Below are 13,429 nucleotides of genomic sequence, written 5' to 3'. Positions count from 1 at the left end.
CGTGAAGAACTTCAATAAGCAAATCACTTTATCGCTGAAAAATCCGTTTATTTTACACCATGACGTTTACGGACAAAAAGTCCTTCCGGGATTGGCTTATATTGATATGTTTTATCAGATTTTCAAAGAGCGCGGCTATTCATACGACGGGCTTCAGCTGCGCCATTTATCCATATATCAGCCGCTTATTGCGAAAGAAGACAGCGCCGTCAAGCTTACGGTTGAATGTACAAAGGTAAAAGAAGGGCGCTGGAAACTTACCGCAAAAGGGGCTGAGGTCAGCGGCGGACGAGTACAGCCGGAAGAACGTATTTACGTCAAAGCGGAAATGCACGAGACGGCACCCGCAATTTTCAGTGACACGCTTGATCTTGACTCTGTCAAACGCGGGGCGGAACGCACCATCGATTTAAATGAGCTTTATGCACAATGCAGAAGCCAGGAATTGGTTCACAGCGGATATATGAAAGCAGAAGGAGAAGTGTTTGAGGAGCGGGACGGCGTCACCTTTGATGTATCGCTCGGAAAAGACGCGATGGGACAGGCCGGAGGGTTTTTGTTCCATCCGACTCTTCTTGACGGAAGCGGCGTCGGCGCAAACCTATTGATCTCATCGCTGTTAAATGGGGAAAAGAGGCTGTTTCTGCCTCTTTTCTACGAATCTTTTACAGCTTCCGAACCTTTGCAGGCCGGCTGCATCACGAGAATCAAACGTTCGTCGCTTCGGCAGGAAAAGGAGCTCATTTACATTACACTGGAGTTTTTTAACGCATCCGGCCGGAAAGTAGCCGAGCTGAAAGATTTCACAAGCAAGCTCGTGCGGGATGCCGAGCTGATCAATACAGAACGAAAGACTGCTGAGAAGTCTCCTGAAAAAGCCGGTTTACCGGAAGTTGCGGCATCGCTTGAAGGCGGACACCCGCATGAGGAAGCAGAGCGGTATGTCATGAATCTGATGGCGGAAAAAATCGGCAAGCCGCTTGAACAGATTGATTCTCAAGTCGGCTACTATGAAATGGGGCTGACATCGTCCGGACTGCTTGATGTCGTCGAAACGATCAGCGAAAAAATCGGCGAAACCCTTTCTCCGACTTTGCTGTTTGAATATACGACGGCAGCAGAGCTGGCGGCTTTCCTGACTGAGCAGTACGGGAGCCATTTCAGCGCGCCTCCGGCAAAAATGGCGAAGCCGGTTGAGCCGCAAACAGAAAACAGGCGGAAAAGCAGTGTTCCGCAAGATGAAGATATCGCGATTATCGGCATGGCCGGCCGCTATCCGCAGGCCGAAAATATTCATGAATTCTGGGAAAACCTGAAAGAAGGAAAAAACTGTGTCACCGAAATTCCGGAGTCTCGCTGGGACTGGCGCCGGTTTGAAAATGTAAAGTCGCCTTCCGGAAAGAGCATTTCAAAATGGGGCGGATTTATTGATGATACGGATTGCTTTGATCCCCAATTTTTCCGGATTACGCCGCGGGAAGCTGAAACAATGGACCCTCAGGAACGGCTGTTTTTACAAACATGCTGGGAAACGATTGAGGATGCCGGATATACGCCGAAGTCGCTCGCAGAGGCGCGCGGACGGAATAAGAGACAGCGCGTCGGCGTCTTCGCAGGGGTGATGCATAAGGATTATACGTTGGTCGGGGCTGAAGCTTCTTCTGAAGATCATGTATTCCCGCTTTCTCTTAATTATGCGCAAATCGCAAACAGAGTTTCATATTTTTGCAATTTTCACGGGCCGAGCATGGCGGTCGATACGGTCTGTTCATCTTCGCTGACTGCGGTTCACCTTGCTGCGGAAAGCATTCGGCGCGGGGAATGTGAATCGGCGGTTGCCGGAGGCGTCAACTTGTCGCTGCATCCGAATAAATATCTGACATACGGTTTATGGGACATGTTTTCAACAGACGGAGTTTGTCATACATTCGGGAAAGACGGAGACGGCTATGTACCGGCTGAAGGAATCGGTGCCGTTTTATTAAAACCGCTGCGGGAGGCGGTAAAAGACGGAGACCGGATTTATGCGGTGATAAAGGGCAGTGCCGTCAATCACGTGGGGACAGTGAGCGGAATTTCCGTGCCGAGTCCTGTCGCGCAGGCCGATTTGATTGAAGAATGCCTGGACAAAGCGGGCATCGATCCGCGCACGGTCAGTTATATTGAGGCGCACGGGACGGGAACTTCTCTCGGCGATCCGATTGAGGTTCAAGGCCTTGTCAAGGCGTTCCGCCAGTACACACAGGACAAACAGTTCTGTTCGATCGGATCAGTGAAGTCCAATATCGGCCATGCGGAATCGGCTGCGGGCATCAGCGGCTTAAGCAAAGTTGCCCTGCAGCTTCACCATAAAACTTTGGTGCCGTCTCTTCATTCCGAGGAGCTGAATCCGTATTTAGATTTTGAACAATCACCGTTTTACGTCCAGCATCATACCGAAGAGTGGCAGCAGCCTTCAGTAAAGGAAAACGGAAACGAAACCGTATATCCCCGGCGTGCTGGGATCAGTTCTTTCGGGGCGACAGGTTCAAACGTGCATCTCATTCTGGAGGAATTTATCCCTGAAGAATCACACGGAACAGCGTATGAACCGGCAGAAGAACAGACATTCATTTTCCCGGTTTCAGCCCGGAATGAAGAACGGCTAAAAGAGTATGTTGCGAAGCTGTCTGCATTTATTCATCCCGGCCTGCCGCTTGAGGATGCGGCGTATACACTTCAGATCGGCCGTGAACAGATGGAGGAGCGGGTTGCGTTCACCGCTCAGAATATGACACAGCTCAAAGAGCGGCTGGAAGGCTTTCTGGCGGGTAAAACGGTCAGCGGGTGCTGGCGGAACCGAGCCGATAAAAGCAAACAGGCAGAGCTTGCTCCGGACTTAATACATAAATGGCTTTCTTCCGGAACTCTGGAGATGATTGCCGAAAAGTGGGCCGGCGGAGGAACGATGGATTGGAATCTCTTGTACGGTGAAAACAAACCGAATCGGATCAGCCTGCCGACATATCCGTTTGAAAAAATCCGGTATTGGGTGCCGAAGGCGGAGAAAAGAGAATCGCTGCCGCAAAAAAATGCAGGCATGCTGCATCCGCTCCTGCATGAAAATGTATCAAACATGTCAGGCGTCCGTTTTCGGTCCTCGTTTAGCGGCGGAGAGTTTTTCCTGAAAGATCACGTCGTCAAAAACGAGCGGACGTTACCGGGCGCGGCTTATCTGGAAATGGTCCGGGCGGCCGTTGAACATGCGGCAGAAACGAAGGAAGAAGGAACAGTCCGGCTGAAACATGTCGTATGGATACGTCCGTTTACAGCGGCGGATGAGTCCGCAGAACTGTATCTCCGCCTTTATGACGAAGAAAATGGAGAGATGGGATTTACGGTTTACAGTGAATCGGCTTCCTCGGAAGAAGAGCCCGTACTCTATGCGCAAGGAAGCGTAGCGTTTGTCCGAGCGGGCGAACCGGCCAAAATCGAGATTGACAAATTAAGAGAGTCACGCCGTCTGATCACACCTGACGCTTGCTATCAGGCATACAAACAGATGGGGATTGAATACGGGGATGCTCACAAAGCGGTCACGGAAATCTATGCAAAAGACAGCAAAGTGCTCGCGAAGCTCTCACTCCCGTCATCTATTTCTCATACAAAAGATCAGTTTGTCCTCCATCCGAGCCTTTTGGATGCGGCCTTCCACGCGACAATCGGGTTAATGCTTGACAGAGACGGGACTGACATACGGCCGATGCTGCCGTTTGCTCTCGAACAGATTGATGTGTTGAAAAGCTGTAAAAGCGATATGTGGGTTTCCATTGCGTACAGCGGCGAAAGCAAGCCTGAAGATGCCGTGCAGAAGCTGGATATTGATGTATGTGACGAACAAGGCAATGTATGTGTGAAAATGACTGGTTATTCCGCACGGGAAATTGAAACGGATAAAACAGATACACTATATTTTGAACACGTATGGGAAGAGAAGGCCGCTGTACATGAAGAAGCGCCGATCCATTTCAAAGCCCGTCACGTGATGATATCTGACCGGTTTACGGATCAAATGAACAGCATACAGACGGACTTCAGCTGTCATGTGCTCCGTGATCAGCATAAGAGTGAAGACGAACGGTTTGAAGCTTGTGCGCTTCAGGCGTTCGAAGAAGTGAAGAAAATCCTCGCTTCAAATTCCGGCGGGCGCGAGCTTATACAGATTGTCGTGCCTCAAGAAGCGGATACGCAGCTCCTTTGCGGCTTAACGGGGCTTTTGAAAACAGCGGCGCTTGAAAACCCGAACCTGACCGGCCAGCTGATTGAATTGGAGCCGGACGTCAAGGCAGACATTCTGTCCCGATATGTAAAAGAATGCAGCGCTCATCCTGATGACAAGCATATTCGCTATGAAAACGGCAGGCGCTATACGGCACAATGGCAGGAAACAGGGCTTGAACAGTTCGGCGCCGAAAAGCCGTGGAAGGATAAAGGTGTTTATCTGATCACAGGCGGTGCGGGCGGACTCGGATTTTTATTCGCCAAAGAAATCGCCCGGCATGCAAAAGACGCCGTTCTTATTTTAACGGGGCGTTCTCTGTTGGATAACCGTAAAAAAGCCCAGCTTCAAGAACTGTCCGATCTCGGCGCGCAAGCTGTGTACAAACAAACAGACATAACGGAAAAACAAGAAGTTCAATCGCTCACAGCGGACATCTGTCGGCAGTACGGCGGATTAAACGGTATCATACACAGCGCCGGAACGATAAAAGACAACTATATTCTGAAAAAGCACAAAGATGAAATCCGTGATGTACTGGCGCCAAAAGTCTCCGGGCTGGTTCATCTTGATGAAGCGGCAAAGGACATTGAGCTTGATTTTCTGATTCTTTTCTCTTCCGGAGCCGGAAGCGCCGGAAGCGCGGGCCAGGCTGATTATGCGATGGCCAATGCGTTTATGAACGCCTTCAGTGAAAAAAGAAACCGTAAAAAAGCCCGAAATGAACGCTATGGACATACCCTTTCAATCTGCTGGCCGCTTTGGAAAGACGGCGGCATGACGGTTGATGCTGAAACGGAAGCCATGCTGACAAAAGAAAGCGGCATGGTCCCTATGCAAACAGAAAACGGCATTCAGGCTTTATACCGCGGGTGGGCGGCAAACACATCCCAAGTCATGGTGACGGAAGGCTACGCCGCAAAAATCCGGGCGTTTCTGAAAAAATCAGCGGATGATCAGCCGGATAAGGGCAGCGAAACGGAAGAAACGGCAGGTCTTACAGCAGGCGGAGAGAACATGCTTGCAGAAAAAACGGAGCATTTCTTGAAACAAGTGCTTTCGGAAGTGACCAAACTTCCTGTCGGCAAAATTGATGCCAAGGCGCCTATGGAAGATTACGGAATTGATTCGATTATGATTATGCATTTGACGGGCCGGCTGGAAAAGAGCTTCGGCTCATTATCAAAAACATTGTTTTTCGAGTACCAGAATATCGAATCGCTGGCGCAGTATTTTATGAAAGCACACCGGGACACGCTGCTGGAAGTGACCGGGATGAAAACAGAAGAAACCCCTGAAGCCAAACCGGCGCTGTCTGAGAAAGCGAAAGTAAAGCCCGTTTCCAAACGGAATGAAGGGAAAAAAGGCTTTGCGCAAGTCCGTCCGGAAACGCGGAAAAATCAGCAGCTGACAGAACGTGAAGATATCGCAATTATCGGTATATCAGGACGATATCCGCAGGCCGAAAATCTTCAGGAATTTTGGAAGAATTTGAGTGAAGGCACTGACTGCATAACCGAAATTCCAAACGATCGCTGGGATCACAGTCTTTATTACGACGCTGATAAAGATAAAGAAGGCAAGACGTACGGAAAATGGGGAGGATTTTTGAAAGACGTGGACAAATTTGATCCGCAATTCTTCTCTATTTCGCCCCGGGATGCAAAATTGATGGACCCGCAGGAGCGGTTATTCCTGCAATGTGTCTACGAAACGATGGAAGATGCCGGTTACACGCGCAAAAAGCTCACGGAAAAATCGGGTGATTTGCTTGGCGCTAATGTCGGTGTTTACGTCGGCGTCATGTACGAGGAATATCAGCTTTACGGAGCAGAAGAACAGGCGCGCGGTAAATCGCTTGCGCTGACCGGAAATCCGTCATCAATTGCGAACAGGGCTTCCTATGTATTCGGTTTTAACGGCCCGAGCATGGCTCTGGATACGATGTGCTCTTCTTCTTTAACAGCCATTCATCTGGCATGCCAAAGCTTGCGGAACGGGGAATGCGAAGCAGCATTTGCCGGGGGCGTCAATGTATCCGTTCATCCGAATAAATATTTGATGCTCGGCCAGAACAGATTTTTATCAAGCAAAGGCAGATGTGAAAGTTTCGGAGAAGGCGGGGACGGTTATGTGCCCGGTGAAGGAGTGGGCGCCGTACTCCTTAAGCCGCTTTCTAAAGCAAAAGCGGATGGTGATCATATTTACGGCCTGATCAAAGGAACGGCCGTGAACCATGATGGAAAAACAAACGGGTATTCCGTACCGAATCCGAACGCCCAAGCCGCGGTGATCAAACAGGCGTTAAAAGACGCGGGAACCGATCCGAGGGCGGTCAGCTACATCGAAGCCCACGGCACCGGGACTTCACTCGGCGATCCGATTGAAATCACGGGTCTGACAAAAGCCTTTTCAGAACAAACACAAGATAAACAGTTTTGTGCCATCGGCTCAGCGAAATCCAATATCGGCCACTGTGAAAGCGCCGCGGGCATCGCCGGGCTGACGAAGGTGCTCCTGCAAATGAAGCATAAGCAGCTCGCACCGTCATTGCATTCCCGGACGCTTAACCCGAATATTGATTTTCTCGCTACGCCGTTTAAAGTGCAGCAGACGCTTGAAGAGTGGAAAAGACCGGTCATAAATGAAAACGGAGTAAATAATGAATTGCCGAGAACCGCGGGGCTTTCCTCATTCGGAGCCGGCGGCGTCAACGCTCATATCGTCATCGAAGAATATTCCGCTGATGAGGATAAGGAGACGGCTTTTGCCGCGCCTCATCCGTCGATGATCGTCCTTTCCGCGAAAAATGAGCAACGTCTTCAAAAACGGGCGAAACGTCTTCTTGATGCACTGCGGAGCGGGCGTTACCGGGAAGCGGATCTGAGCCGGATCGCATATACGCTTCAAATCGGCCGTGAACCGATGGAAGAGCGTCTCGGAATGATTGTCAGCAATTTGCGCGAGCTTGAAGAGAAGCTTGACGAATTTACGGGCGGCAAGGAGTCAATTGACCAGCTCTACCGCGGACAAGTCAAACAGAATAAAGACACGATGGCGCTGTTTACGGCTGATGAGGACATGGAAAAAACCATTGAGGCGTGGCTTGAAAAAGGCAAAGCCGCAAAGGTATTAGAGCTTTGGGTGAAGGGCCTTCCGCTGAATTGGGATAAGCTGTATCAAATGGGCAGACCGCAAAAAATCAGTCTTCCGGCCTACCCGTTTGCAAAAGACCGTTATTGGATCGACACATCAGCTGATGCAGCTGTCAAAAGACCGGCCGAAACACAGTCTGCGCCGATCGCACCGGCGGCCGCCCCGGAACCGGTCATTGAAGTAACAACTCTTCACGAGGAGACTGTCAAAGAAAAACCGTCAAACATTACACTGCAGACTTTGAGCGGCGCGAAACCGAAAAGAACCGTACAGCCCGCTTCCCGTCCGGCGGTTTCCGCTGACAAAGTAAGTGCCGTATTGACCGAAAGTTTGGCAGACGTTTTATATATGGATGCCGACGATATCGACGCAGACGACACATTTATTGATATCGGCATGGATTCAATTACCGGTCTTGAATGGATAAAGTCTGTTAATAAAGCATACGGCACGTCCCTTACGGTGACGAAAGTATATGATTATCCGACAATCCGCCAGTTTGCGGCTTTCTTGCAAAAAGAGCTCGGGACAGAACCGATCCTTGAGGAAGCAACCGAACCGCAGAAAACAGAGGCCGTGAAAAAACCATCAAACATCATGCTGCAGCCTTTAAACGCTCATAAGCAGCATGTGACACAAGCAGAAGCGGATATTCTGGAGGCGATGTCTGAAACGGCAGCTTCCGCCGAACCGGAAGAACCGATTGAAGCGGTGCATGACGAGTTATCAAAAGCACTGGCTGATGTATTGTACATGGAGCGGCATGAAGTAGATATTGATGAGGCCTTTATTGACTTGGGTATGGATTCGATTACCGGTCTTGAATGGATAAAGGCCGTCAATAAACGGTACGGCACGGACTGTAACGTAACGAAAGTGTATGATTATCCGACAATCCGTCAATTTGCCGATTTTCTGCGTACGCAGCCGTCTGTCCGCGGAAGAAAAAAACAGGCGGTTCCCGTACGTACAAAGCCGCTTACGCAACATGCCCCGCAGGAGAAAACACCTGCCGAGCCGGAGAGATTAACGGTTCAAAAGGAACCTGAACCGGTGCAGGCCAAACGGGAGCCTGAAGACGAGATAGCGGACGCGATAGCCATCGTCGGCATGTCGGGCAAGTACCCGGATGCGCCGGACCTAAAGACATATTGGGACAACTTAGCCCGTGCGAAAAACGCCATTCGCGACATCCCGCTTTCCCGCTGGGATGTAAACAAATACTATGATCCGGCCTTAAACAAGAAGGGCAAAGTATACTGCAGATCAATCGGTATGCTTGACGGCATTGAAGAGTTTGATCCGCTGTTCTTTAATATATCTCCGTCTGAAGCGGAACTTATGGACCCGCAGCACCGGATATTTTTACAGGAAGGTTTTAAAGCCTTTGAGGATGCGGGTTACAGCTCAAAAGAATTAAACGGGAAAAATTGCGGCGTTTATTTGGGGATTATGAACAATGAATACGGCATGATGTTAAACAAACATCAGACAGGAGGAAGCGCGACGGGCAACAGTTTCAGCATCGCGGCGGCCCGCCTGCCTTATTATCTCAATTTGAAAGGGCCGGCCATTCCGATCGATACGGCATGCTCTTCATCTCTCGTCGGGACTCATTTGGCGCGTCAGGCGCTGTTGAATCATGAAATTGACATGGCGCTTGTCGGCGGTGTGACCTTGTATTTAACGCCTGAATCATACATCAGCATGTGTGAAGCAGGAATGCTGTCTCCTGACGGCCAATGTAAAGCATTTGATAACAGTGCGAACGGATTTGTGCCTGGCGAAGGCGCGGGGGCGCTCGTTTTGAAGAGGCTGAAAGATGCGGAAGCCGATCAAGACCATATTTACGGAGTCATTATCGGATCTGGAATTAACCAGGACGGAAAAACCAACGGCATTACCGCACCAAGCGCGAAAAGCCAAATGGATTTAGAGCGCCAAGTGTATGAAGCGCACAACATCCACCCTGAGAGCATCACCTATGCGGAAATGCACGGCACCGGCACAAAGCAGGGGGATCCGATTGAATTAGAAGCCCTGTCTTCTGTATTTAAGGAAAAAACGGATCGCAAACAATTTTGCGCCATCGGTTCGGTTAAATCGAATATTGGGCACACGTCGGCGGCGGCAGGTGTAGCAAGCGTCCAGAAGGTTCTGCTGTCGATGAAGCATCAGCAGCTTGTGCCGACCCTTCATTTCAGCACGCCGAATGAACATTTTGATTTCGATGACTCGCCTTTATTTGTCAATACCGAACTCAAACCTTGGGAAACAGGCGGAGCACCGCGGCGGGCCTGTGTCAGCTCATTCGGCTACAGCGGCACAAACGCTCATCTCGTTATCGAAGAGTATCAGCCGAAAGACCGGGGAAGCCGTAAGCCTGATGAGACAAACATTTTTGTGCTGTCGGCGAAAAAAGCGCCCCAGGTAAAAACCTATGCCGAGTCTGTGATCGAATTTGCAAAAGCCAATCAGAATATCAATCTTTCAGATATGGCGTACACGCTTCAAACCGGGCGTGATGCGATGGATTACCGTCTTGCGGTTACAGCCGGTTCGAGAGAAGAACTGATCAGCCGTTTAACCGATTTTGTAAACGGAAATACGGGTGAAGGGATATATGAAGCCCATATCAAAACGGCTAAAAAAGAAATCAAAGCATTTGAAACGGACGATGACCTGAAGCAGCTTGTGAGGTCATGGTTCGATAAGAAAAAATACGCCAAAATAGCGGAATTGTGGGCCAAAGGGCTTCAGATGGACTGGGACAGACTCTATCAAGGCGAAAAACCCCGCAGAATCAGTCTGCCGGCTTATCCGTTTGCGAAGGAGCCGTACTGGCTGCCTGAGCCGAAAGCTGTACCGCAGGAAACAGAAGACCGGCGCGAGGCTGTGCTTTTAGAAAAGCAATGGGTTCCTTGTGAGATCGATTCGGCCGGTGAGAAAAGCGGCAAGACGGTCATGATTCTGGCTGATGCAAGAACAGCGGAGCTAGCCGAAGAGACTGCAAAGCATTTCACTGACTCATTCATTCTCCCGGTCGATTCGGCTGACACTGCAGCTAGCGATTGGAATCACATAGATGGCGCAATCGATCTGACGGGATGCGGAGACGAAGACCCTTCACTGGAAGGGATCAGCCGGCTCCAGACTCTGATTGATACAAGCCGCCGGCAGGCGCGGCCGCTGACGCTGCTATATGTAACAAAAGGCTTGGAGCCATTTCAGCAGAAAACGATTCATCTTGCAGGAGCGGCAAAAAGCGGCCTGTACAGAATGCTTCAAAATGAGTATCAAAACGTGACGTCCAGACACATGGATGCCGATACAGATACGGATCAGCAGACGCTTGCCAAACAGATTGCAGATGAATTTGCGGCGGACAGCACAGAACCGGAAATCTGCCGCCGAAACGGACAGAGATACCGTGCTTTATTCAGGGAGATTCCAAGCGGGAAGCGAGCAGAACATAAGCCCGCACCGTTTCCTGAAGACCATGTGCTTTTCATTACCGGAGGCACGAGGGGACTGGGTCTCTTATGCGCCCGCCATTTCACAGAAAAACACGGCGTGAAAAAAGTAGTGCTGACAGGCAGGGAGCCGATTCCTCCCCGTCATAAACGGTCAGCCGTTAATACGAGGCTGAAAGAGAAGATACGGGCGATTGAAGAGCTTGAAGCAAAAGGAGTGCAAGTGGCGGTGATCAGTCTGAAATTGTCTGATCATGATGCGGCGGCAGCGGAAATTGAAACGATCCGGCGCACGATGGGACCGATCGGCGGCGTCATTCATTGTGCGGGATCTGTTAATTCAGTAAATCCGGCGTTTATCAGAAAGACTGCTGACGATATACAAGAAGTGCTGGAACCGAAAGTCGCAGGGCTTCAAACATTAAGCAGCCTTTTCACAAATGATCCTTTGCAATTTTTTGTCTTATTTTCTTCAGTATCTGCAGTCGTTCCGGCGCTCGCGGCGGGACAGTCGGATTATGCGATGGCAAATGCGTACATGGATTATTTCGCGGCGGCTCATCAGCATCAATATCCGTTAGTCAGCATTCAATGGCCGAACTGGAAGGAAACCGGATTGGGTGAAGTCCGCACAGAAAGCTTGAAGCAGACCGGGCTGCTGGGACTGTCCAACGCGGAAGGACTTGACTTGCTGGACCGCATTTTATCTGAAAACATCCGCCCGTCCGTTCTGCCGGCTATCATTGATCGGAGCGAATGGCATCCTGACAGGCTGCTCTGTCAAGAGAAAAAACAAAAAGAGACTGAAGCCGTAATAAACGGCAAAGCCGCTGAAAAACATTCAGACAGAGAACTGCTTCTTGATACGAAGACGTGGCTTGTGAAACTGTTTTCCGATGAGCTGAAAATCGCTCCGGAAGAACTGGAAACAGACGAACCGTTTCAGGATTACGGGGTTGATTCGATCATTTTAGCGCAGCTTTTACAGCAAATGAATCAAGCGCTCAAAGAGGACTTAGATCCGTCTGTTTTATATGAACATCCGACGATTGACGCGTTTGCCGAATGGCTTGTATCCAATGGACAGCCGCTGCTTGCAGAAAGGGAGGAACCTGATACAGAAATCTTGGTTCCGGCTGCCGTACAAACGGTTCATACTGAACAAAAGCGTGATGCCGTAACTGAAGACATTGCCGTCGTCGGAATGAGCTGCCGTTTTCCGGGAGCGGAATCGTTAGAACAATATTGGGACTTGCTGAGAAGCGGCAGGTCCGCAATCGGCTCCGTCCCGGCGGAACGTTTCGGATATGCAAATCAATACGTTGCGGGATTGATTGACAATATGGATCACTTTGATTCCGAATTCTTTTTCATTCCGGAAAACGACGCGAAAGCGATGGACCCTCAGGCATTGGCGGTGTTGGAAGAGAGCTTGAAACTTTGGTGCCATGCCGGCTATTCCCGTGAAGAAATCAAGGGTATAGAGGCCGGTGTGTATATCGGAGGCCGAAGCCAGCATCAGCCTGATCCTGAAATTCTTGCGAATACCCGCAACCCGATCGTTGCGGGCGGGCAGAATTATTTAGCGGCAAACGTTTCGCAATTTTTTGATCTGCGCGGGCCGAGCATCGTGCTTGATACGGCTTGTTCATCGGCTTTGACAGGAATGAACATGGCCGTTCAGGCACTGAGAAGCGGCGATATCAAAGCGGCGGTAGTTGGCGGCGTCAGCCTGCTGAACACGGATGCGGCGCACCGGATGTTCCAAGAGCGCGGGCTGTTAAACGAAAAGCCGGCATTTCACGTATTTGACAAGCGTTCAGGCGGAGTTGTCCTCGGTGAAGGCGTCGGCATGGTGCTGTTAAAAACAGTAAGCCAGGCGCAAAAAGACGGCGACACGATACACGCGGTCATTAAGGCTGCCGCCATGAACAATGACGGCAGAACGGCAGGCCCGTCAGCTCCTAATATGCAGGCGCAAAAAGATGTCATGCAAAGCGCGCTTTTCAAAAGCGGCAAAAAGCCGGAAGACATCAGTTATATCGAAGCAAACGGATCGGGTTCCGCTGTAACTGATTTGCTTGAGCTGAAGGCGATTCAAGCCGTATACCGCTCTGGCCAGCATGTTCCGCTCGGCATCGGGTCAATTAAGCCGAACATCGGGCATCCGCTTTGCGCAGAAGGCATCGCAAGCTTCATTAAAGTCGTATTAATGCTGAAGCATAAACAAACGGTTCCGTTCCTCTCAGGAGATGAACCGATGCCGCATTTTGATATAACAAAGACAGATTTTCATTTTCATAAAACAGCCGGCGAATGGGATGCAGCCAGACCGTCAGTAGCCATCAACTGCTTTGCTGACGGCGGAACGAACGCCCACGTCATTCTGGAAGCTTGGGAAGAAAAAGATACCCGAATGAAAAGAAAGCCGCTGCCGGTACCGTCATTAAGACGTAAGGCTCTGGTAAAAGAACCTGACGTACTAGCGGAGAAACAAGAGCTTCCTGCGAAAAAAATGTTTTGGAAAGCATTTAAATGAGAG

The 13,429-nt window shown here is 50.2% G+C and carries 1 protein-coding gene; it reads left to right on the top strand.

Annotated elements, in window-relative coordinates:
- Position 1: 1 nt before the first annotated feature.
- The gene (locus ABK447_RS11950) at positions 2-13,426 is read left to right on the top strand and encodes a type I polyketide synthase (RefSeq protein WP_191974078.1); all 13,425 of its coding nucleotides are present in this window, start codon (positions 2-4) and stop codon (positions 13,424-13,426) included.
- Positions 13,427-13,429: the final 3 nt, after the last annotated feature.

This window comes from Bacillus sp. hwrm1, from assembly GCF_040207805.1.
Taxonomy (GTDB): Bacteria; Bacillota; Bacilli; order Bacillales; family Bacillaceae; genus Bacillus; species Bacillus velezensis.
Note: the sequence above shows the minus strand (reverse complement) of the source record. Positions and strands in the feature narration are given on the sequence as shown.